The sequence below is a fragment of the Rothia sp. HMSC067H10 genome (assembly GCF_001810635.1).
Taxonomy (GTDB): Bacteria; Actinomycetota; Actinomycetes; order Actinomycetales; family Micrococcaceae; genus Rothia; species Rothia dentocariosa.
In genome coordinates this window covers 13,535-36,183 of the sequence record NZ_KV802271.1, presented here as the reverse complement: position 1 = coordinate 36,183, position 22,649 = coordinate 13,535, and the positions used below count along the sequence as shown (strand labels likewise).

24 protein-coding genes are annotated in these 22,649 nt (G+C 52.6%); 20 read left to right on the top strand and 4 right to left on the bottom strand.

Annotation, left to right across the window (positions count from 1 at the left end):
• Position 1: 1 nt before the first annotated feature.
• The 3 genes from miaB to dapF all read left to right on the top strand — a co-directional run bounded on the left by miaB (position 2) and on the right by dapF (position 3,564).
• A complete protein-coding gene (gene miaB, locus HMPREF2756_RS00195; RefSeq protein ID WP_070617105.1) occupies positions 2-1,519 on the top strand; it encodes a tRNA (N6-isopentenyl adenosine(37)-C2)-methylthiotransferase MiaB in 1,518 nt (505 codons plus the stop codon).
• Between the two features lie 56 nt (positions 1,520-1,575).
• Positions 1,576-2,550 carry a tRNA (adenosine(37)-N6)-dimethylallyltransferase MiaA gene (gene miaA / locus HMPREF2756_RS00190; RefSeq protein WP_070617103.1) on the top strand — a complete coding sequence of 325 codons (975 nt, stop codon included), beginning with the start codon at positions 1,576-1,578 and terminating at the stop codon, positions 2,548-2,550.
• Positions 2,551-2,625: 75 nt separating this feature from the next.
• Positions 2,626-3,564 (top strand): diaminopimelate epimerase, encoded by a 939-nt coding sequence (gene dapF / locus HMPREF2756_RS00185; protein WP_013398765.1) that lies wholly within the window; start codon positions 2,626-2,628, stop codon positions 3,562-3,564.
• Positions 3,565-3,654: 90 nt separating this feature from the next.
• On the opposite strand, the gene HMPREF2756_RS00180 is transcribed toward dapF, so the two are convergent.
• Positions 3,655-4,284, bottom strand: a complete 630-nt coding sequence (locus HMPREF2756_RS00180) for a class I SAM-dependent methyltransferase (protein WP_070617244.1) — start codon at positions 4,282-4,284, stop codon at positions 3,655-3,657.
• Between the two features lie 117 nt (positions 4,285-4,401).
• Between HMPREF2756_RS00180 and hflX the strand changes: the two genes are divergently transcribed.
• Positions 4,402-6,051 carry a GTPase HflX gene (gene hflX / locus HMPREF2756_RS00175; RefSeq protein ID WP_070617101.1) on the top strand — a complete coding sequence of 550 codons (1,650 nt, stop codon included), beginning with the start codon at positions 4,402-4,404 and terminating at the stop codon, positions 6,049-6,051.
• A gap of 47 nt (positions 6,052-6,098) precedes the next feature.
• The gene (locus HMPREF2756_RS00170) at positions 6,099-8,084 is read left to right on the top strand and encodes an ATP-dependent DNA helicase (protein ID WP_083301633.1); all 1,986 of its coding nucleotides are present in this window, start codon (positions 6,099-6,101) and stop codon (positions 8,082-8,084) included.
• 162 nt (positions 8,085-8,246) lie between these two features.
• Here the strand turns inward: HMPREF2756_RS00170 and HMPREF2756_RS00165 are convergent, their stop codons facing one another.
• The 3 genes from HMPREF2756_RS00165 to HMPREF2756_RS11560 form a co-directional block, all read right to left on the bottom strand.
• On the bottom strand, positions 8,247-8,615 hold the full coding sequence (locus HMPREF2756_RS00165) for a VOC family protein (protein ID WP_048753101.1): 369 nt from the start codon (positions 8,613-8,615) through the stop codon (positions 8,247-8,249).
• Positions 8,616-8,718: 103 nt separating this feature from the next.
• Entirely contained in the window at positions 8,719-9,387 is a 669-nt protein-coding gene (gene lexA / locus HMPREF2756_RS00160) for a transcriptional repressor LexA (RefSeq protein ID WP_048753103.1), read from the bottom strand.
• Between the two features lie 505 nt (positions 9,388-9,892).
• Positions 9,893-10,027, bottom strand: a complete 135-nt coding sequence (locus tag HMPREF2756_RS11560; RefSeq protein WP_256388166.1) for a hypothetical protein — start codon at positions 10,025-10,027, stop codon at positions 9,893-9,895.
• A 20-nt stretch (positions 10,028-10,047) separates the two neighbouring features.
• On the opposite strand from HMPREF2756_RS11560, the gene HMPREF2756_RS00155 reads away from it, so the two are divergent.
• From HMPREF2756_RS00155 to efeB, 15 genes are all read left to right on the top strand, one after another.
• Positions 10,048-10,488, top strand: a complete 441-nt coding sequence (locus HMPREF2756_RS00155) for a LysM peptidoglycan-binding domain-containing protein (RefSeq protein WP_246825756.1) — start codon at positions 10,048-10,050, stop codon at positions 10,486-10,488.
• Between the two features lie 293 nt (positions 10,489-10,781).
• Positions 10,782-11,444 (top strand): imidazole glycerol phosphate synthase subunit HisH, encoded by a 663-nt coding sequence (locus HMPREF2756_RS00150; protein WP_070617095.1) that lies wholly within the window; start codon positions 10,782-10,784, stop codon positions 11,442-11,444.
• Positions 11,445-11,482: 38 nt separating this feature from the next.
• Positions 11,483-11,662: a hypothetical protein gene (locus HMPREF2756_RS00145; RefSeq protein WP_004006282.1), complete on the top strand. Its 180-nt coding sequence runs from the start codon at positions 11,483-11,485 to the stop codon at positions 11,660-11,662.
• 4 nt (positions 11,663-11,666) lie between these two features.
• Positions 11,667-12,419, top strand: coding sequence for a HisA/HisF-related TIM barrel protein (locus HMPREF2756_RS00140; RefSeq protein WP_048778736.1), 753 nt, complete (start codon positions 11,667-11,669; stop codon positions 12,417-12,419).
• A gap of 187 nt (positions 12,420-12,606) precedes the next feature.
• The gene (locus HMPREF2756_RS00135; RefSeq protein ID WP_239668129.1) at positions 12,607-13,317 is read left to right on the top strand and encodes an SseB family protein; all 711 of its coding nucleotides are present in this window, start codon (positions 12,607-12,609) and stop codon (positions 13,315-13,317) included.
• A 71-nt stretch (positions 13,318-13,388) separates the two neighbouring features.
• On the top strand, positions 13,389-13,808 hold the full coding sequence (locus tag HMPREF2756_RS00130; RefSeq protein WP_013398776.1) for a DUF1844 domain-containing protein: 420 nt from the start codon (positions 13,389-13,391) through the stop codon (positions 13,806-13,808).
• 373 nt (positions 13,809-14,181) lie between these two features.
• On the top strand, positions 14,182-14,883 hold the full coding sequence (gene infC / locus HMPREF2756_RS00125; protein WP_083301628.1) for a translation initiation factor IF-3: 702 nt from the start codon (positions 14,182-14,184) through the stop codon (positions 14,881-14,883).
• Positions 14,884-15,051: 168 nt separating this feature from the next.
• Positions 15,052-15,246, top strand: coding sequence for a 50S ribosomal protein L35 (rpmI, locus tag HMPREF2756_RS00120; RefSeq protein ID WP_004006287.1), 195 nt, complete (start codon positions 15,052-15,054; stop codon positions 15,244-15,246).
• 114 nt (positions 15,247-15,360) lie between these two features.
• Entirely contained in the window at positions 15,361-15,741 is a 381-nt protein-coding gene (gene rplT / locus HMPREF2756_RS00115) for a 50S ribosomal protein L20 (protein WP_004006288.1), read from the top strand.
• Between the two features lie 204 nt (positions 15,742-15,945).
• Positions 15,946-16,854: a TrmH family RNA methyltransferase gene (locus tag HMPREF2756_RS00110; protein ID WP_246825768.1), complete on the top strand. Its 909-nt coding sequence runs from the start codon at positions 15,946-15,948 to the stop codon at positions 16,852-16,854.
• A gap of 64 nt (positions 16,855-16,918) precedes the next feature.
• The gene (locus HMPREF2756_RS00105; RefSeq protein WP_070617091.1) at positions 16,919-17,869 is read left to right on the top strand and encodes a cation diffusion facilitator family transporter; all 951 of its coding nucleotides are present in this window, start codon (positions 16,919-16,921) and stop codon (positions 17,867-17,869) included.
• Between the two features lie 66 nt (positions 17,870-17,935).
• Positions 17,936-18,376 (top strand): (deoxy)nucleoside triphosphate pyrophosphohydrolase, encoded by a 441-nt coding sequence (locus HMPREF2756_RS00100; RefSeq protein ID WP_070617089.1) that lies wholly within the window; start codon positions 17,936-17,938, stop codon positions 18,374-18,376.
• A gap of 277 nt (positions 18,377-18,653) precedes the next feature.
• Positions 18,654-19,640: an iron uptake transporter permease EfeU gene (gene efeU / locus HMPREF2756_RS00095; RefSeq protein WP_070617086.1), complete on the top strand. Its 987-nt coding sequence runs from the start codon at positions 18,654-18,656 to the stop codon at positions 19,638-19,640.
• 43 nt (positions 19,641-19,683) lie between these two features.
• Positions 19,684-21,024, top strand: coding sequence for an iron uptake system protein EfeO (gene efeO / locus HMPREF2756_RS00090; protein ID WP_070617084.1), 1,341 nt, complete (start codon positions 19,684-19,686; stop codon positions 21,022-21,024).
• A gap of 209 nt (positions 21,025-21,233) precedes the next feature.
• Complete coding sequence (gene efeB, locus HMPREF2756_RS00085; protein WP_070617082.1) at positions 21,234-22,568, top strand: iron uptake transporter deferrochelatase/peroxidase subunit; 1,335 nt, start codon at positions 21,234-21,236, stop codon at positions 22,566-22,568.
• Positions 22,569-22,649: the final 81 nt, after the last annotated feature.

Here is a 22,649-nt window from a genome sequence, read left to right as displayed (position 1 = left end):
CATGACCCTAAATGATTTTTCTGCTGAATCCGCAACGTCCGCTGAAACTCCCCGAACCTATGAAGTTCGCACCTTTGGCTGTCAAATGAACGTTCACGATTCTGAACGTATGTCTGGTTTGCTAGAAGCGAACGGGTATGTACGCGCCGCCGAGGGAGAAGAACCCGACCTCGTGGTGTTTAACACATGCGCGGTGCGCGAGAACGCTTCGAATCGTCTCTATGGACATTTGGGACAGTTGGCCTCCGTGAAGCGACGACACGAAGGCATGCAAATTGCTGTAGGCGGATGCTTGGCCCAAAAAGACCAAAACACTATTATCGAAAAAGCCCCCTGGGTAGATGTCGTGTTCGGCACCCACAATATTGGCTCGCTCCCCACACTCCTTGAACGCGCCCGTCACAATCACGAAGCGCAGGCGGAACTGCTCGAATCGCTTGAGGTGTTCCCCTCGACCCTACCCACGAAACGCGATCATGTGTACTCGGGCTGGGTGTCAATCTCCGTAGGATGTAACAACACTTGTACCTTCTGCATTGTGCCGTCACTGCGCGGTAAAGAGAAAGATCGCCGACCCGGCGATATCCTCGCTGAAGTTCAGGCGCTCGTTGATGACGGCGCGATCGAAGTAACTCTGCTGGGGCAGAACGTGAACTCCTACGGCGTGGAATTTGGGGATCGTCAGGCATTCTCCAAACTATTGCGCGCCTGCGGTGATATTGAGGGGCTGGAACGAGTACGGTTCACCTCACCGCATCCGGCTATGTTCACCGACGATGTGATAGAAGCGATGGCAGAAACCCCGAACGTCATGCCTGTTCTGCATATGCCGCTTCAATCGGGATCGGATAAGGTGCTCAAAGACATGCGCCGCTCATACCGATCCAAGAAATTCTTGGGTATTTTAGAGAAGGTGCGCGAGCGCATTCCGCATGCTGTCATTACCACCGATATTATTGTGGGATTCCCTGGTGAGAGCGAAGAAGACTTCCAGGATACGCTACGCGTGGTGGAGCAGGCCCGGTTCTCGTCAGCGTTTACCTTCCAGTACTCAATTCGCCCCGGCACCCCGGCGGCGACTATGGAAAACCAGATTCCAAAAGATATTGTGCAAGAGCGCTACGAACGCTTAGTGGCTCTGCAGGACCGTATCGCTGGTGAAGAGAATCGTAAACAGTTGGGTAAAACCGTTGAGCTGATGGTTGTCGCCGAGTCTGGGCGTAAAGCTCAGCAGACGCATCGTCTGGCGGGCCGCGGACCGGATCAGCGCCTCGTGCATTTCTCAGTACCTGCTGGGTGCGAAGAGCCTCGCCCCGGAGATATGGTGACCGTTCCTATCACTGAGGCAGGGTCATTCCATTTGATTTCAGATCCCACCGCTGAGCAGTATCAGCTTCGCCGCACCCGAGCCGGGGATGCCTGGGACCGTTCACAGGCTGAATCCTGCGGTGCCGGAACTACTCAGGCTTCGGGCGGTCCTGTGGGACTTGGCATGCCTACTATTGGGCCTAAGTCTTAGATACTGCGGGGCGTGCGTGTGGTCTTATATTATCTGTAGACCCGTACAATAGACCCATGACGTACCCCTTAGAGCCTCCTATTATCGCTATTGTCGGTGCCACCGGTACCGGTAAGAGTGCGCTCGCAACTGCTCTTGCCCGGCATCTTGGCGGTGAATGCGTAAACGCGGATTCCATGCAGTTCTATCGCGGTATGAATATCGGAACTGCCAAGATTACCGCTGAGGAAATGCGGGGGGTTCCTCACCATCTGCTCGATATTTTGGATATCACGCAGGAAGCTTCGGTAGCGGAATTTCAGCATCAGGCTCGGCAGCTCTTTGCAGATATTAGAGCGCGCGGTAAGTACCCTATTCTGGTGGGCGGATCCGGTCTCTACGTTCGGGCGGCTCTTGATAAACTCGAATTTCCCGGTACGGATTCGGCGGTTCGGACTCGGTTGGAGCAGGAAGCCACCCAGCAGGGGATCGGTGTTTTGCGTACACGCCTGGCTCAGGTCGATCCTGACTCTGCGGCGCGTGTTCACGACGGGCGGCGCGTTATCCGTGCCCTCGAAGTTTTTGAGGTGACGGGGCGTCCCTTTTCTGCCTTCATGCCAGTACGCGAATATGTCTCACCCGCCATACAGATTGGGCTGGATATGAATCGTAAGCGTCTGCACGAACGCCTGTACCGGCGGGTGGTGAACATGGCAGAATTAGGGCTTTTAGACGAAGTACGAACGCTGGAACAGCATGGTCTACGCGAGGGAAAGACCGCCTCACGTGCCATCGGGTACGCCCAGTTTTTGAAGGTTTTGGATGTGCAGTCCACCGACCCCGATTCCGTGTTGAGCGCGACGTATACTCTACACGATGCGATCGAAGACACCGCGACGGCAACCCGACAATTTGCGCGCCGTCAGATAACCTGGTTTCGCGGGGACGACCGCGTACACTGGTTTGACGCCGAATCGAAGAACCTGCTCAGCCAAGCGCTTGAGGCCGTGCATCAGGCGAGCCAAGGTTGTAAAGGACCGAAACACGCTTAGGCAGCGCATCCTCTGCGGTAAACCGGTAGAATTTACAGAGATTTAGTCACGAAGAACGAAGGGTAGAGAACGAGCATGACCGATGGCGTATCCACGTGGGGAGAACTAGCCGGGCGTACTCTGACAAAGGGGCATGGAACGGGTAATGACTTTATATTTCTGACCGATCCAGCCTCTGAGATCCCGCTCGATGCTGACCTCATCGCGCGTGTCTGCGATCGTCATTTTGGAATCGGTGCCGACGGCTTTATCCGTGCAGCGTATACCGAAAATTTCAGGACCGGGCAGAATATGCTGGAAGAGCATCCAGACGCTATCTGGTTTATGGATTACCGCAATGGTGACGGCTCGATCGCCGAAATGTGCGGGAATGGTGTGCGTGCCTTCGTCGATTACTTGCGTACTGAAGGAATGATTGACCTTGAGGTGGGTGAGACCGTCAAGATTGCTACGCGAGGCGGTGTCAAAATCGTGGCGCGCACCGAAGAAGGATATGCCATTGATATGGGTCCGTGGAGTTTTATCCATGGAGACACAGCACGCGAAAGTGGTGAAGATTCGCATGTTTCGGCGCGTGGACTGATGACTCCCCGAGCCGGTCTGTCGATTTCGATGGGTAACCCCCACACTGTGGTGATGCTGGGTCAGGAAGGCAAGTTGGACGGACTCGATCTGAACAGCCAGCCACAGGTAAATCCAGCACCGGAAAAAGGGACTAACGTTGAGTTTGTGGTTCCGGTTGATCTAGAAACGTCTGACGAGAATAAAAACGTTGGAGCCATCAGGATGCGCGTATACGAACGCGGCGTAGGTGAGACTCTATCCTGCGGGACTGGCGCATGCGCGGCTGCGGCGGCAACCCGTTTTTGGGGTGGCGAAGAGGCGCCCGATGAATGGCTGGTTCATGTTCCCGGCGGCACGCTCGCAGTAACCTTCGTTCTAGGCCCCGACGACCTCGAACACGTCGTTCTAGCAGGGCCAGCTCAGACGGTTGCCAAGATTGAGCTCCACTAACCCAGGATTTTTGAGAACTTATGCCTGTCAACCTTCTTCTGAAGTGAAGAAGTTGGCGGGCATTATCGAGTGAGCATCCACCTGAAGCCTTTAAGAACCTTTGGAAGAACGTACAACCTCCAAGATACGGAAACCCTTCGACATGGCATATCGAGATACCGAAAACTCGGGTCCAAAACGTTCGGTGAGCTGCGCATCCAGCCATTTTTGCAGGGAATCAGAACCCAAGTTCTTTTGAACGACCAGATAAGCCGCGCCGCCGGGGGCTAGCCGCGGAAGCCACGTGAGCAGAATATTGTGCAAAACCTCTTTACCCACGCGAATCGGAGGATTGGACCAGATAGTATCGAAACGTAACGTGGGATCTATCTCATCGGGGGTGCTCACCGAGACGTTATGCAACCCCAAAGCGCGGGCATTCTGTTCCGTAAGCGAAAGCGACCGGGAATTGACGTCAATCCCATAAACCTCAGATTGCGGAGCAAGCATAGCTAAAGATAACGCGATGGGTCCCCAGCCGCATCCAATATCGAGCATATATTTTCCGTGCGGCTCAGGTACCTGCGCGAAAAGAACCGCAGTTCCCTTGTCTATTCCCGAAGGACTAAAAATACCGTTCGCGGTCGTCACAGAAACCTGACGCCCCGCCAAGTCAACCTGAACCGTTCGAGGTTTGAACTCGGTTTCGGGAGACGAGGAAAAATAATGCTGTTCGCTCATGAATCCAGTGTACCCGGATGCGCTCCGCATCATCGCTGCTACGCTGATGCGCCCACAGCGAGAGATACCCGAAAACCGCGACAACTGTGGCATGCGACCGCTAAAATAGAGGAACATATGAAAATAACAAATACCTCTTTTTCCAGCGAAAAGTTGCCCAGTGATGAGCAGCTACGCCGAACCGTAGAACGAGTCCTGGGTCGTGCAGACGCAGCGGCACAGACCACTATCTACCCCGAAAGCACCGGTAGCACCGCACAACGCCGCGTGCTCGATACCCGTGCCCGAGAAATTTCCGATAATCAGCGGGAACACTCAGAATTTGACGGCGAGCAGGAAGACCTTGCCGAACGCCGCGCATTACGCCGAGTCGCCGGGCTTTCTACCGAGCTCGATGATGTGACCGAAGTCGAATACCGTCAGCTGCGCCTAGAACGCGTGGTTCTCGCCGGGCTATGGACCGAAGGGACCGTCGAAGATGCTGAGAACTCTCTGCGAGAACTCGCTGCACTCGCCGAAACCGCAGGATCTGAAGTGCTGGACGGGCTAGTTCAGCGCCGCCTCAAACCTGACCCCGGAACTTTTCTTGGCTCAGGAAAAGCCCTCGAACTCAAAGACATTGTTGAGGCAACCGGTGCTGATACCGTGATCGTCGATTCTGAATTAGCACCCTCACAACGACGAGCCCTCGAAGATATCGTCAAAGTCAAAGTGATCGATCGTACCGCCCTGATTCTAGACATCTTTGCTCAACACGCGAAATCTCGTGAAGGCAAAGCACAGGTCGAACTTGCCCAACTCGAATACATGCTTCCGCGTCTGCGCGGCTGGGGCGCATCCCTGTCACGCCAGGCAGGCGGGCGTGCAGCATCCGGTGAAGGCATTGGTTCACGCGGACCTGGTGAAACCAAAATTGAGATGGATCGCCGCCGTCTACGTGCCCGCATGGCAAAACTCAAGCGCGAAATAGCCGCTATGGCGCCCGCACGTGAGACAAAACGCCTAAGCCGTAAACGCAACAGGGTACCCTCGGTTGCTATCGCGGGGTATACGAACGCAGGTAAGTCGTCGTTGCTGAATCGTCTGACCGATGCCGGTGTTCTGGTGGAGAATGCTCTCTTCGCAACCCTGGATCCGACCGTGCGCAAAGCACAGACTCCGGACGGCATCGGCTATACACTTTCGGACACTGTAGGATTCGTGCGCTCGCTACCCACCCAGCTCGTGGAAGCATTCCGTTCCACGCTCGAAGAGGTAGCCGATGCAGACGTGATTCTGCATGTGGTAGACGCATCTCACCCAGACCCTGAGGGGCAGATTCGCGCCGTGCGTGAGGTTATCGCAGATTTAGATGCTCGCCGTATACCCGAGATTATTGTGCTCAATAAAGCGGATGCGGCTGATCCCTTTATCCTCGAACGCATGCGACAGCGCGAACCGAACCACGTCATCGTCTCGGCGCGCACAGGGGAGGGCATTGACGAACTCAAGCAGAAGATTGCGGATACAATTCCGCGGCCATCGCTTGAAGTTAAATTACTGATCCCCTACAACCACGGTGAAGTTATTTCCCGTCTTCATGCCTGGGACGCGGAGATTAAGAGCACTGCGTTTGTCTCAGATGGGACCTTTGTCACTGCTTTGGTGCGTGAGGATGTCGCCGCAGAACTCTCTGACTATGTGATCGATGGTGAGCTTCTTGAAGTGCTTGAACTGGAGCTTCAAGAGTCTGCATCTGAGCCCGAAGCTGTCTGTGAACTCGCGTGATGAGAGCGTGAGCGCCCGTGACCGATAATATTACTGCGCCCACCGGAATGGAGCTTGAAACTCTGCCCGGTGCAAAGCCCGTGTTAGATTTGCTCGATCGTGCGATTGAAAAAACGGGCGGGCAAAAACGCCTCGGGCAACGTAGGATGGCAGCCCATGTTGCGCAAGCTTTCGACCTTGAGCGGCATCTCCTCGTGCAGGCAGGCACCGGAACCGGTAAATCCCTCGGGTATTTGGTGCCAGCCCTGCACCATGCGGGTGCAAGTACAAAACCCATTATCGTGGCGACCGCAACCCTGGCCCTCCAAGCGCAGATCGTAAAACGAGACCTTCCAAAACTTATGGAGGCGCTCTCTTCTGAGCCCGAATCTGAAACTCAGGTCGCAATCCTCAAGGGCAGGAACAACTATCTATGCCTGCACAAACTCGACGGCGGATATCCCGAAGAGGAACCCGATACTCTCTTCGACATGCCTCAGCATAGTACGTCTCGCATCGGTGAAGAGGTGCTGCGGCTCAGGTCATGGGCGGAACGAACCGAAACCGGTGACCGCGACGAGCTTAAACCCGGTGTATCGGATCGTGCCTGGGCGCAGGTATCCGTGAGCGCCTCAGAGTGTTTGGGAAAACGCTGCCCCCTCGTTGAGGAGTGCTTTAGTGAGCGGGCGCGCCAAGAAGCATATGAAGCCGATCTCGTGATTACTAATCATGCGCTGCTTGCCATCAACGCTTTTGAAGGTCTAGGTGTACTTCCCGAACACGATATCGCTATTATTGACGAGGCGCATGAGCTCGCAGACCGCGTGACCGGCGCGGTGACGGATTCCCTTTCTGCTTCCTTAATTAGGCGTGCCGCTCGCGATATCCGCAAGAACTCCAAAGCAGACTCCAGCGCGCTTGAACAAGCCGCCGGTTCTTTAGAAACCGCATGTGAAGGTGTTTCTGAGGGCTTGATAGAAAGGCTCGAAGGGCGACTTCTGAATGCACTCGCGGCTGTAGCCGATGCCGCACGGGCGGCGCTTTCCGACTCTAAGAGCGACAATAAAGAGGCGGATGCCGGGCTTCAGATGGCTCGTTCACGTGTCTCTGAGGTACACGATGCCGCAACGCGCATGCTGGAGTCTACCGAACATCGCGAAGTGCTGTGGTTATCACGCCAGGGCGGTTGGGAAAACGGACGATATACCGCAGCTTCCGATCAGGATCCCGCCACACTCCACGTTGCTCCTTTGAATATCGGAAGCCGTTTACGTGAGGGGCTTTTTGAGGATCGTACCGTTATTCTTACGAGCGCAACGCTTACTGTGGGGGAATCCTTCGATGCAGTAGCCGGCTCCCTGGGACTGGCTGGGCCGCAGGCTCCGCGCTGGGAAGGTCTTGATGTGGGCTCTCCTTTTGATTATCCACGGCAGGGAATTCTGTACGTGGCTTCCGATTTGCCCAAACCGAGCTTTGGCGTGAATCCTCAGCAGCTCGAACGATTACGCGAATTATGTGAAGCTTCTGGTGGTGGGGTTCTGGGGTTATTCTCGTCGAAGCGAGGTGCCGAGCAGGCGGCTGAATATGTACGTCAGCACACGGATTTGAATATTCTCTTGCAGGGAGAGTCCTCATTGCGGGCTCTTGTCGAGGAGTTTACTGAAGATATAAATTCTTGTCTTTTCGGCACCATGAGCCTTTGGCAGGGAGTGGATGTTCCCGGGGATTCCTGTCGCCTGGTACTGATAGACCGTATACCGTTCCCGCGCCCAGACGATCCTCTCGCTCAAGCGCGTACCCGTGCCGTGGCAGAAAAAGGCGGGAATGGGTTTATGGCTGTTTCGGCATATCATGCGGCAATCCGCATGTCTCAGGGAGCAGGGCGATTGATACGTTCCGTCCACGATCGCGGGGTAGTGGCGATCCTTGACTCTAGGCTGGCGACTCAGCGATACGGTGGGTACCTGATGCGGGCGATGCCTAACCTTTGGACCACCCAGGATAAGAATGTTGTTTTGGGTGCTTTAGAACGGCTCTATCAGAGTATTGACTAAAAGCAATAAGATACGCGGGCTTAATGCACGTCGTATTCCGGTACTGGTGCCGAGACATAAACGTAGCGAAGCGTCCATAGATGTAATGTGAGAAAGGGAGGGTACCGTTCGACGGTACCCTCCCTGATGTATTGTGCGCTTATGGCTGCCTATAGTAATTAGTTAGTCTATCGGGGCAACTCGGATACGGTTCCCATCTAGATCACTTGCTACGAAAGTCATCCCAAATACATCACGATGGGGCTCTTCCAATATGACAACCCCTTGTTCCACCCAGGCTTGGTACTGCGTGAGGATTTCTGCATCGGAGCCTTTGAGATTTATACATACCTCAGACGTACGTGTTGAAGTTTCATGAAGAGTATTGCTTGCTCCGGTCCACAACGCTAGCGAGACTCCCGGCGCTAAATCCATGGTGACATAGCGTGGTGAGGTAAAACTGACCTCAAGATTTAGAATGCTCGTATAGAAGGACACTGAGGCCTCAATATCCGATACATAGACAATAAAAACGATCTCACGGTCAATCATTGTGCTGTTGTTCCTTCTGGACATGAGACGGTTGAATACGCAGGAACGGAACCTCTAGTGTTGTGTCTTTTGAGAAAAACGCGCGCAGTTCAGAAGGTCCCTGTTAGATGCTTCGCAGAACAGAAACTACTTTACCCATCACCGTGGCGCGGTCGCCGAGTATGGGCTCATATTGGGAATTTCGGGGGAGTAGCCAGGTATGACCATCTACTTGGCGGAATACTTTGACGGTCGCTTCGTCGTCAAGAAGAGCCGCAACAATGTCTCCATTATCGGCGGTGTGTTGTTCACGTACAACAACCCAGTCACCGTCGCATATGGCGGCGTCAATCATCGAATCCCCTTTGACGCGAAGCATGAAGAGCTTCCCGCTGCCCACGAGCTGGCGGGGGAGAGAGAGAACATCCTCAACGGATTGCTCAGCCGTAATAGGACCACCAGCAGCAATGCGACCTACGAGGGGCACGGGAACCATATCCTCATCGCTCACCTCAAATGTAGGCAGCTCCGGAAAATGGGCTGAAGCGCCCTCAGACTCTATATCGTCAAGAATCTCGATGGCACGCGGTAGTTTTGGATCGCGGCGAATATATCCCATCTTCTCAAGACGACCGAGCTGATGAGTCACCGAAGAAAGTGAAGCCAATCCAACGATATCGCCAATCTGACGCATCGAAGGGGGATATCCCTTCTGCTCGATTTCTGTACGAATCGCATCCAAAATTTTCTGCTGACGTGGAGTCAGCGGAGGGCGCTGAGCTTCGGGTGTCATGCGGAGCCTTCTTTCTAACTATTTGCGCACGCTATGGTTCCTAGAACATTGACTGGATCCAGGTAGGCATAACGATGAACCGTCTCGTTCTCAGTCTAAAGCATCAGAGGGAAAACTTCAAACAAATATTCTATGCAAGCCGAATCTGATCGAAGAAATATTTAGTAACTTTCTACTAGACTATCGAAACTAGATTCGATATAGTTGGTGTCTACGGAAGACATATTCGATAAAAGTTGAGGTCTTTCGGTGAGATGTTCTAGTTCAAGCTCTTGCTGTGCAGGGGTTATCGGTCTTCGAAGTACTTCGGTATTTCTAGAGCATCCTGAAAGAATCCGAAAGCAAAATATGTGCTTTCTGCAGGAATATGAACTCATACCAACCGCATTATGAGCATTGAGAATGGTGTGTAACGGCGAGGATATGAACTTGTCACACACCAGAGGAAAGGAAAATACTATGGCAACGGCTGCTTCTTCCTCCCGGATTCCGGCGGGGTTAACCGTCATTCACCCGGCTCGTGTTCGTCAGGGCTCTTATCGAGCACGTACACACTATGCTTCACCGAGCCGTTCCCGTGTGCCTCATCCTCATCCTCGACTGACTTTTTCTCAAGTACAAGCTGTATACGAAACTTCATTCTCGGCTACACCACAGAAAGTGAACGTCACATCTTCCTCTCAGACTCAGCAGAGCGTAAACGGTAAAACATCAAGCGGACAGCGGCGGGTTCCAGAAAAACTTAAAGGTGTGCCGGTGGTTAATATGCGCAATCCCTCATTTTTCACACGTGCTATGCATTGCTCTAGGGCTCTGAAAAATTGGGTTTTTGGCATTCCGCTGATAACGCTGGCGGCCCTTGTCGTTCTTGGGGCGCTCATTCTTATATCGCCGCATACAGCAAACGCTGGAAATAATTCTCAAGGCGCAGGAACCCGGTACGTGACCGTTCAATCTGGAGATACGCTCTGGGATATTGCACAAGAGGTAGACCCGAAGACTGATCCACGCGACACCATGGTGCAGATCAGTAAACTTAATGATCTGCAGGGTTCAACTGTCAAAGTTGGGCAGCGTCTAGAAGTCCCAAATGTGCGATAGCAGTCATAGTTGCTATCTAGAAAACGTGACTGGATGTGCGCTTATTATAACTGTTCCGCATTCTTTGTTCTCATGACTAATTTGCGACTGGTGGCTTTGAAAGGGACCTATATCGCGTAGGGCCCTTTTATGGACATATGATGCTCAATACAGGCGACGTAACATGCGGTATGCGATGATAGCGTGAGATTAGGGGCAGAAACCTTGGAGTTTGTACCCTAGAATACATGACATTTGTATGCTCGCCCGGTTGCTCGTCTGGAATCCGGTGGGAGCGGAACTAAGGAGTCTCTATGCCCACACGTCCCACCGTAGCTATACTTGGTGAATTTGGCACATATAGCGAGCTCCAGCAAGCGTGCGAGCGCGTCGGTGCCCAAGCGTTCGTTACCACAGATCTCAATTCTCTACGAGACGCTGATGGTATGGTGATTGCTGGCCATAAGAAATCTCTCGAAACATACGAGGCTGTGCGGAAACTCCACGGTGATCGGGTGCTTGGCAGGCGTGTTGCAGGCGGCCGTCCTGTCCTTGTTGCGGGGGCTGGTTTTGGGATGCTGTTTGAAGTTATCCGAACCGTGAACCCAGATCTTGGAGACCTTGATATTTCTGCATTGGGAGAGTGGCCGGGTGCTGCACAAGCTCTGGCCACCGCTGGGGCTCATCCAGGACACTATAGGGTTGAGGCTGCTGCGTCCAGTAAATTTTTACAGGATCTTCCTGAACCCTTGAATTTCAAGGCAGAGGATGCCGTGTTTACCTGGGATTTTGACCAGAGTATAGACTATATGGAGCCGCCTGCTGTCAGTTGGACTGATGCAGATCCGCGTTATATTGCAGCTGTCGAGAACGGTCCTCTCACAGCAATTCAATTTTGTCCGGTAGCTTCGGGTGCTGCAGGTGAAGAATTTCTTCGCCGCTGGGTTGCGCATCTTCCCGTCATGAACCGTTTGTAGCATCATAAATTTTACGAAAAACTGCGAAGGAGCATCACATGTCACCTCTATACTCCGGACTTATTCTTATGACTGTTGGGGCATTCTTTGCCGGTGGGGGTATATCTTTCCGTAAACAGGGCATATCTCTTGGCGCGCAGATTGTGCTGTGGATTATTGCTTTAGCCCTCTTTGGGTACGGGGCATATGTAACTTTCGTATACGGGTCACAGGGATAAGAATATGGGTACTCTAGAACTTCTTCCCGCAGTCGATATTGCTCAGGGGCGTGCAGTGCGTCCCGTAGGCGGTCGCCTCTCCCAACAGAGTGAGGGTACAGATCCAGTGGAAGCGGCTCTATCGTGGCGCCGCGCGGGGGCACGATGGATTCACCTTGTTGATCTGGATATGGCGTTTGGTCGTGGTAACAACACCCGCATCCTTCGAGAGGTTATTGATCGAGTTCGTGCGACAGCTCAGAATCCTATCAAAATACAGGTCAGTGGCGGTGTTAAAGATGAACGTTCTTTGGAATTCGCCTTGAGTCTTGAACCCGATCGCATCAATGTGACGTCGGCGGCGCTGCAGCATCCGGCATGGTTAGAGAAAACACTAGGGCACTATGGTGAGCGGATAGCTCTGGGTTTGGACGCTCGCAACGGAACCGTTGTAGCACGTGGGACCGAATGGTGTGGCGATTCCGTGCATAACACAGTGCGATGGCTGCAAACTGCGGGAGCATGCCGGTATATTGTGACAGATGTAAGCCGAGATGGTGCTCTCTCAGGGCCTGGGCTACAGCTGCTTCGTGAAGTTCTCAGTCTCACTGAGCATCCCGTTGTGGCTTCGGGAGGTGTTGCTTCTCTGGAAGATATTCGCACTCTTCGTGCGCTGACGAATCAGGGCTTGGAAGGTCTTGTCCTAGGGAAGGCACTGTACGTCGGCAATTTTACTTTTGAGGAGGCTCTTAAGGCGGCTAATGATGATGCCTCATAACCCACAAGAACAACGGAATCTGTCTGAACCCCAAAAGCGTGCAGCTGCACGGCGCGCGTTGCCAGAGCATATTGCGGCTCAATTGCGCAGCGCTGGGAGGCAAACTGATACTGGCGGACAGCCCTGGAAAGGGAGGAACCTAGGAGAGGGAACGTCACAAACCCATCAATACTATGGAGACGATGGCTTGACGAACCCAGATTTAGCGCGGGTTCTGACCTCTTTTGAAGCTGATGAAGTTGATGAGGCAACAGTTGTTGAAGCGTTGAGTGAAGTGCGAATATTTGCTCCGATTGTTGCTCAGCTTTCACAAGCTCATATAACCCATGATGGTCTGGTATCTGATAAAGAAGCTGACATGGCATTAGTCAGCCTGCAGGCTCCCGACGGTCGAAAAGCTCTTCCTGTTTTTACGAGTGTTGATGCTTTGACGCAGTGGCACCCACAGGCTCGCCCGGTTGCAGCCTCTATGCGTAAAACGGCATTGAGTGCTGTGGAAGATGATAACCAACTCATTGTTGTGAATCCTGGTCAGAACCTCACCTTTGTGGTACGTCGCCCCGCTGTTTGGTCTTTGGCGCAGGGGAAACCGTGGATCCCTTCGTATCTCAACGACGAGGTACTAAATGAACTAAAACGCCTTATCTCTACACAACCCGCTCTGGTAGATATTCAGTGTGATACTGGTGATGGCGTACAGGCACGCACAGGCACGGGGAAGATCCTAAGGGGCGGAGGTGCCGGTCCTGAACTTGCGATTAAACTTGCTGTTCTTCCCGGACTTACCCGCGAACAGCTCAATATGGTAATTCAGGATTTTCAGCGGAGTTTGGCGAGCAGCGACCTTATGTCACAGGTGGTTGATTCTGTGCAGATTAAGCTTCTTTCTGCTTCATAGATTTGTGTAGGCTCAGTTGATGATGTCTTGGTGAACTTTAGAGAGTGTGAGATTCTAGAACCATGAGTAATATGACGAATAGTTTTCAATTTGGCGCATCATCAAATGAATCTGTACCTGTACACGGCGGTACAGAGCTAACTGATGAACAAATGCATGCCGTTAGTGAACAGATGCGGGATATTGCCGATGTGCCAGCCGTTGAGATTATCGGTGCTGCGGCTGTCCATCTCATGAGCGCTGCAGCCGTCAAATGCGGTCTGGCTGCCGAAGATAATGCTGCGGAGTTACAGGACTTGGATGAGGCACGCAAACTTATTACTGCATTGGCGGGGTTTGTGACGGCGGCGGCTCCAGAAATTGGTTCGCAGCATGCCGCCCCGCTGCGTGATGGGCTGCGGACGTTACAGCTGGCGTTCCGGGAAGCATCGTCAATCCCAGATGAGCCGGGGCAGGGACCTGGAGAGAAATTTACCGGTCCTGTGTACTAATTCTGCGTGCTGAAGTACCTTGAACGATCCGTGAATGTAAATCTTCATATGTTCGCCACACAGGCTTTCAGATAAGATTTTGCCTTGTGCGGGGTAGCGTAATGCGCATAGTCGTAGCTGCCCCTCACGGCAGGTTTACTGGGCTGACTGACCGGCTTCACAGGGATAAAACGGGAATATAACGAAGAAGGTTATCCTTCTTGGCATTTTCTTGTGAATTAGCTATAAACCCGGTAGACTAGTGTACTGTTTGCAAGTGGAGTATACTCCCACCCGCATCCGCCCGCATATGGTATGAGGCAGACGGGTTAGATAACCGAATTTTCGGTATTCGATGTGTGCCTTCGCTTGTAAACGGCGAGGGCTTTTTTTAGTGCTCGCCACGGATAATATTCACGGGGAAACCCACAGAGCACAGGAGCTACTCATTAGCGAACCACGCATAAACGATCGTATCCGCGTTCCGGAGGTCCGACTTGTTGGCCCCGGTGGCGAGCAGGTAGGCGTTGTTCCTCTTAAAGATGCCTTGCGTCTTGCTGAGGATGCCGAACTCGACCTTGTCGAGGTTGCCCCGAACGCGAAACCGCCCGTTTGTAAGCTCATGGACTACGGTAAGTACAAGTACGAAGCTGCGGTCAAGGCTCGTGAATCCCGCAAGAAACAGGTTAACGCCGTTCTGAAGGAAATCCGTTTCCGGCTGAAGATTGATACCCATGACTATGAAACCAAGGTTGGGCACGCTCGTCGTTTCTTGACCGGTGGGGATAAAGTCAAGGCCATGATTCAGTTCCGAGGTCGTGAACAGCAGCGCCCCGAGATGGGTGTGCGTCTGCTTGAGCGTTTGGCAGAAGAACTGGCTGAGGTGAGCACTATTGAGTCTCGTCCTCGTCAGGATGGACGCAACATGGTGATGGTTCTGGCACCGCTTCGCGGTAAAGCAGAAGTGCGCCGTGGACAGAACTCAGGCAACCGCAAGGGTCGCGAGCGTCTCGACACGACTATGGCGAAGCCCGTTAGTAACTCATTGGCAGATGCTATGCCTGCCGAGTTGAAAGCTCAGGCTTCAGCCGAGTAATAGAGCCGAAACACAGCTTGGGGGCGCCCCTCGTTGAGGTGGCGTCCTTGAACTTTGGGTTCGGTGCGGCGGGTTAATCCCCGATCGTAATTCGTCCTTGGGGGAGGGCACTCTTCCCCCTCAAGCTACTCCGCTCGCGCGGGGATGAATGTAAGGAGAACGGCAGCTATGCCGAAGCAGAAGACCCACTCTGGTGCTAAGAAGCGCTTCAAGCTCACCGGTAGCGGCAAGGTTAAGCGCCAGCAGGCGAACCGCCGCCACTACCTGGAGCACAAGTCCTCTCGTTTGACCCGTCGTCTGGCATCCGACCAGATTGTTACTGGTGGCCAGGCAAAGGTTGTTAAGAAGATGCTGGGTAAGTAAGCTACGCTTACAATTCGCCTAGAGAAGCGGGAAAACCGCACCATAGACCAAGACTCGCTCCTGCACGGTATAACATGATGGCCGTTCAGGACATAAAAGACGAAGGAGACACACGTGGCACGTGTGAAGCGCGCGGTTAACGCGCACAAGAAGCGCCGTACTATTCTCGATCGTGCATCCGGTTACCGCGGTCAGCGTTCGCGCCTGTACCGTAAGGCTAAGGAGCAGGTCACCCACTCGCTCGTATACAGTTACGACCACCGTCGTAAGAAGAAGGGCGATTTCCGTCGCCTCTGGATTCAGCGTATTAACGCTGCATCCCGTGCACAGGGGTTGACCTATAACCGCTTCATTCAGGGCCTTAAAGCTGCCGGTGTTGAGGTTGATCGCCGTATGCTGGCTGAGCTCGCTGTGAACGAGCCAGCAGCTTTCAACGCTCTGGTTGAGATCGCTAAGAAGAACCTACCTGAGGATACCTCGGCTCCTAAAGCGTAACTGAGAGCCAGGTAATACCTGCAGCAGTGCAGGTATTAAAGCGTAAACGGTCGCCGTGTCTCATGACGGCGACCGTTTTTTACTTACATAGAAATCCTGTAAAACGCAGCCCCACTTTAGTGTGCGCGGGGGAGCGCATCGGTTACCTTTTGCCTGTACCCTTAAAGGGTGAATTTTCTAGAACGCATAAGTTCCCCAACCGTGATGTCGAATCCGTATGCTGATCGTGTACGTGACATCGCCAAGCTGAGCACTCGTCGTGGTCGTACCAAGAAAAAACAGTTCATGGTCGAAGGACCCCAAGCCGTGCGTGAGGCACTGAAAGCTCATCTGCAATCGCCGGTGTTAGACGCCGTGTACGTTACGGAAAGTGCTTATGAGCGTCACCCCGATATTGCTGAACTTCTGGAACAAGCGCACGGTACCCCTACACCTGAGGAAGGCCGCCGTGTCTTTATGCGTGTCGTGACCGATGAAGTCTTGGCGGCTATGGCGGATTCCGTAACCCCGCAAGGTATTATTGCCATTTCGTTCATGGTGGATACTTCGTTCTCTGTCTTATGGGGTGAAAACGCTCTCAACCCTAAACTTATCGCTGTACTATCCAGGATTCAGGACCCTGGGAATGCGGGTACTATTCTGCGTGTGGCGGATGCGGCAGGGGCCGATCTCGTTATCACCACGAAGGGGGCAGTTGATCTTTATAACCCCAAGACAGTACGTTCAACGGCAGGTTCTCTCTTTCACGTTCCCATTATTCAAGGTGTTGAGCTGGAAGAATTTGCCGAGGATGTAAAATCTCAGGGAACCGTTGTGCTTGCCGCCGATGGGTACGGTACTGTAAATCTTCAAGACCTTATTGACCACGCGGCAGTTCTTCGCGCTGGTCTTGACAGTGAAGCTCCGGCGGGGGTAAAAGGTGCGTTTGACCTTTCTCGTCCTACTATATGGCTTTTTGGAAATGAAGCTCAAGGGCTTAGTGCTGAGGAGAAATCTGCGGCTACGATGCGCATTGCAGTTCCAGTGTACGGCGCGGCTGAATCGCTGAATGTGGGTACTGCTGCAGCGATATGCCTCTATGCTTCGGCAATGGCACAACACCAGACTCGATAGCTTCCGGACCTATTGGCTCACTAAAATAAGAACTTTTGAAACACAGACATGTATTGGAGAAAGAATGTCCGCTCATTCTGGTCACACCGGATCAGGCGCAATTTTTGCGGCTTTAGGCGCGAACCTAGGCATTGCGGTTCTTAAGTTTATTGCCTACCTTCTGACCCGTTCATCTTCAATGTTGGCCGAGGCTATTCACTCGGTGGCAGACTCGGGTAACCAGTTACTTCTGCTGGTAGGCGGCAAAGTAGCGCAAAAAGAAGCAGACGAAGAGCACCCTTTTGGTTACGGGCGTAACCGCTATATCTATGCCTTCATCGTATCTATTATTATCTTCGCGCTTGGCGGCCTCTTCGCTCTCTACGAGGGGTACGAGAAATGGCATGACCCTCACGGAATTACGGAGTGGCAGTGGGTACCGGTTGCGGTACTTGTAGGTTCTATTCTCCTGGAAGGTAACTCATTCCGCGTTGCTATTAAAGAATCGCGCGAGATAAAAGGACAGCAGAGCTGGCTTCGTTTCTTACGTACCTCAAAGAATCCGGAGCTTCCGGTACTTCTACTGGAGGATGCGGGCGCACTTTTTGGCTTGGTCTTGGCTCTTTTCGGTGTGTCGATGACTTTGCTGACCGACAACGGTCTGTGGGATGCCGCCGGAACTTTGGCTATCGGTATACTTCTGGTTTTTATTGCTATATTCCTTGCTTCTGAGATGAAGTCTTTGATTCTGGGGGAGGCTGCTTCCCCGGAGGATCTCGCGAAAATTCGTGCTGCAATCGAAAACGGGGATCAGGGTCGTGTTATTCATATTAAGACTGTGCATCTGGGACCTGAAGAGATTTTAGTTGCGGCTAAGATCCGCATTCATGATGCTGATACGGGAATTACCGTTGCGAATGAGATCGACAAAACTGAAGAACGTATTCGTGAGGCGGTACCGGCGGCACGCGTTATATATCTGGAACCGGATGTTTACCGTCCCGAAGCGCAGGACTCCACGAGCGTATCCCATTAGCCGGTAGAAAGCCCGGACTTATAGATCTTCTTGGTCTGCTGGAATGCTTATTCTCGAAAGGAACAGATGTCGGAATATTCCGTTCAAGTGGTGGGTGCTGCTATTGTAGACAGCCTTGAATCACCCTCTTGGATGCTTGTTGCGCAGCGGTCTGCGCCCGAATCCCTTGCGGGTTTATGGGAGTTTCCGGGTGGCAAGGTTGAGCCGGGGGAATCTTGCGAGCAGGCGCTGGAACGTGAACTGATGGAAGAACTTGGTGTGAGCGTACATCTTGGTTCTGAGGTACAGGGAGATCATCCGCAAGGCTGGGTCTTAAACGAGAAGGCTGCTATGCGGGTGTTCCTTGTCGAGATTAGCAGGGGTGAGCCTTTACCACTCCAAGATCATCGTGAACTTCGATGGGTTTCGGTGAAGAAGCAGAGCGGTCAAGATATTCTTGATTTACCCTGGATTCCTGCCGACTTGCCTATAGTGCGGGAGCTGCTGAGCATACTCCATCAGAGCTGAAATATAACGGTGCGTCTTGTGAGGCATTTCCAGAGCGTAAAGGCATAAGTATCCGTTATTTCTGTAAAAAATGAAAGGTTAACGGATATTTCTTTCTGAACAAGCGTTGGGTCCCTTGTTATTATGCAGACATTCTGTAGGTAAACTATGCCTATCCCAACACTACACTTATGGTGTGCTAAGTCTCACACGATCCTGATGGGGCGTGTAACCCAGGGAACCTTTAGAGTTAAATTAAAGAAAAGAAATTTTGTCTAATCTAACGTGGTGACGAATTATGGGTCTTGATGCACAATCATGGGGAATATTCATTGGTAACTTCCTCATCGGTTTACGGGAAGGGCTAGAAGCCGCGCTTGTCGTGGGTATCCTTATTGCCTATGTGCACAAGACCAAGCGTAATCACCTTCTCCCACCTATTTGGATTGGCGTTGCAGCCGCCATCGCTGTTTCGCTCATCTTCGGAGCAATCCTGACCTTTGGACCTGAAACGCTGACCTTTGAAGCCCAAGAAGCCATCGGCGGTTCCCTCTCGATTATTGCGGTTGGATTTGTCACCTGGATGGTGTTCTGGATGGCGGAAAACGCTCGCGCCCTCTCTGCAGAACTTCACGGAAAACTTGATGCGGTTCAAACTAGCTCATGGGCCGTGATAGTTCTTGCGACTCTCTCGGTAGGGCGTGAAGGTCTTGAAACCACGCTCTTTATCTGGTCTGCCACTCGCGCCGCTACCCAAGGTACTGAGATTAGTACGGTGCTTCCCGTCATTGGTGCCATTGTTGGTATCTTGACGGCAGTACTCATCGCGTGGGCTATGATGCGCGGCGTTATGAAGATCAACCTTGCGAAGTTCTTCACCTGGACCGGCGCCTTCCTCATTATTATTGCCGCTGGTGTGCTCTCCTATGGTATTCACGATCTACAGGAAGCACGGATACTGCCGGGACTGAACAATATAGCATTCGCTTCTCAAGACTTTATCGAACCGGGCGGTTTCCTTGCCACGATCCTGAAAGCAGTCTTTAACCTTTCAACCACTACCACGTGGGTCGAGGCTATAGCGTGGGTGCTGTACGTGGGTATCGTTATGCCCCTCTTCTTCTGGAAACAAAAGCGAGGTCATACCCCTTCGCGTAAAGCTGCTGATGCGCCTCAAGCATCTGGCATGGTGCACGTATCGAAGGTGGCTAATAAAATCACTGGTGAAACTGCTTCTTCCTCCAACTCTGCAGGTATTAAGACCCCTACTTCCGATGCCGGATAACTGATTTTTCATATTTCTCTGTCCCCGAACAAAGGAAAACACAATGCGAAAGTCCCTATACTCCGCAGGTGCCCTGCTGTCAGTCGGCGCTATTGCGCTGACCGGGTGCACGCCCAATAGCGCGAATAACGCCTCAGGTGGTTCTGGCGGAACCGCTGACGGTTCTATCTCGGTTACTTCAACCGATACCGAGTGCAAGCTTTCTGCCACCGAAGTTAAAGCTGGTAAGGCTACCTTCAAGGTAAAGAACGAAGGCTCGAAAGTGACCGAGTTCTACGTACTAGGCTCCGATGGACTGCGCATTATTTCTGAGGTCGAAAACATTGGTCCCAACCTTTCTCGTGATCTCACTGTTGAACTTCCTGAAGGCTCGTATAAGACAGCCTGCAAGCCCGGTATGGTTGGCGACGGCATCAAGGGTGATCTTAAAGTTGTCAAGAACGAGAGCGCTCAGCCCATCTCTGCTGATGAGCAGGCTATGCGCGATACCGCAGTTACGCAATACTCTTCATACGTGAAAGACCAGGTCGAGGCGCTTAAAACCGATACTGACGAGTTCGCCAAGCTCTACCAAGAAGGCAAGAACGACGAGGCAAAGGCTAAGTACGCGGCGGCCCGTATACATTACGAGCGCATCGAGCCCATTGCGGAAAGCTACGGTGAGACCCTAGACCTCAAGCTGGATGCGCGTGAAACCGACCTTGAAGAAGGTAAGATTCAGGAGTGGACCGGTTGGCACAAGATCGAGAAAGACTTGTGGCAGCCTAAGGCAGATGCCAACGACGGAAAAGAATACAAGCCGCTTACCACTGAAGAACGTAAACAAGTCAGCGAAACGCTCGTGAAGGACACCCAAGAGCTGTACGATTACGTGCATTCGGATAAGTTTAAGCTTGATGCTTTCCAGATCTCCAATGGTGCGAAAGAGCTCTTGGACGAGGTTGTCAACACCAAACTGACCGGTGAGGAAGAGAACTGGTCACACACTGACCTCTCCGATTTCCAGGGTAACGTAGATGGTGCGAAGGTGGACTACGAAAACCTTCTGCCGATTCTGCAGAAGAAGAACCCTGAGCTTGCCAAGACTCTGCAAGAGAAATTCGACGCCGTGCAGAAGATCCTGGATAAGTACAAGCAGGGCGACGGTTTCAAGCCCTATGACGAGCTGAGCAAAGAAGAAGTCCGTGAGCTCTCCGATGCCGTGACTGCGCTCGCAGAGCCTGTCTCGCAGATGACTGAGACCGTGGCAGGCGGTGAGTCCGCTGAGGGCAAGAGCGATGATACTTCTTCTTCGAAGCCGGCTGCGTCATCTGAGTCCTCCGCTGGAGCTTCGCAGGATGCTTCCGAGCCAGCGGCAGGTACCTCATCGGCAACAGCTAAGTAACGTATCAGCATTTCAACGTACAGATCCTGATCACACAGGGGATTGATGACGTTGAGAGATGCTGCCTCTAGACGCTGAGCCGTCCGTGAGTGTTTCTACATTCGCGAGATAACTGCGGATACAGAGACGCTTGCGGGCGGTCGGTTCTCAAATACTCAACTGATACACAGTTGTCATATAATCTCCAAAATATATAGGGAGAATATCTCATGCGTGAAAAAAAGACACCCACGACACAGATTCAGCAATCCCACACTGCTGACCAGTCAGACGTATCTCGTGGTACCAGTCGACGGACTCTGATGACGGGCGCAGGTATAGCGGCTGCCTCTGTGGCAACTGTAGGCGCTCTTGCCGGATGTTCCGCAGAAGACCAAAAAAATGCCGAGGCCTCGGGTAAGTCTGCTGTTAAAGACTCATATTCTTTCTTTGGTGAGCATCAGAGTGGTATCTCGACAGATGCCCAAGACCGCATGTATTTTGCGGCTCTCACTCTTAAAACCACATCGAAGGATGAGATCAAGAAGCTTTTTAAAGAATGGTCAGAAGCATCGCGTAAACTCATGGCGGGAGAAATCGTGGGGGAGGACTCCTCCTATGAAGCACCTCCAAAAGATACCGGCGAAGCTATGGACCTTTCTGCTGGGCATCTAACTATCACCTTTGGCTTGGGACGATCGTTTTTCGTGGATTCAGAAGGCAAAGATACGTACGGGTTTAAAGATAAACTTCCGCCCGCCTTGGTAGATATTCCCAAGATGGCGGGAGATGTCATAGAGCCCGAGCGAAGCGGTGGCGATCTGTGTATTCAAGCCTGCGCTGATGATCCTCAGGTAGCTTTTCACGCCATCCGAAACCTGGTGCGTATTGCGGCGGGTCGTGCCGTCGTGGCGTGGAGCCAGCTCGGATTTGGGCGTACCGCATCCACGTCAAGTACGCAGGATACCCCGCGCAACCTCTTCGGGTTCAAAGACGGTACCAACAATATTAAGGTTCAGAATCCAGAGTTGTTGGAAAAGCATGTCTGGGCTTCAAAATCTAATTCGGAGGGGCACCCCGAATGGATGGATGGCGGTACCTACCTTGCGGCACGTCGCATCCGCATGATTATCGAGACATGGGACCGCTCCCGGCTACGGGAACAAGAAGAAATCGTGGGGCGCACCAAAGTAACAGGCGCGCCGCTGTCAGGCGGTGAAGAATTTACCGCTCCAGATTTTAATATGAAGGGCAAATACGGTCCCATTATTCCCGATGATTCGCATATGCGCCTGATGCATCCAGACCAAAACAACGGGGTGCAGATACTTCGTCGTGGGTATAACTACACGGATGGCTCTGACGGGCTGGGGCACCTGGATGCCGGTCTCTTCTTTATCGCTTTTATCTGTGACCCTCGCACGCATTTTATTCCTTTGCTCAGTACCATGACGGCATCGGATGCTATGAGTGAGTATCTGCGGCATACCGGGAGCGCGGTCTTCGCTATTCCGGCAGGAGTTAAAGACGAGAACGATTTTATAGCATCAAAACTTTTTAACTAAGCTTCGTATTCAACCTTTAGCGGCTGGTCTACGTTCATATAGCGGACGTTGGCCAGCCGCTATGCGTCATATTGTGGAAAT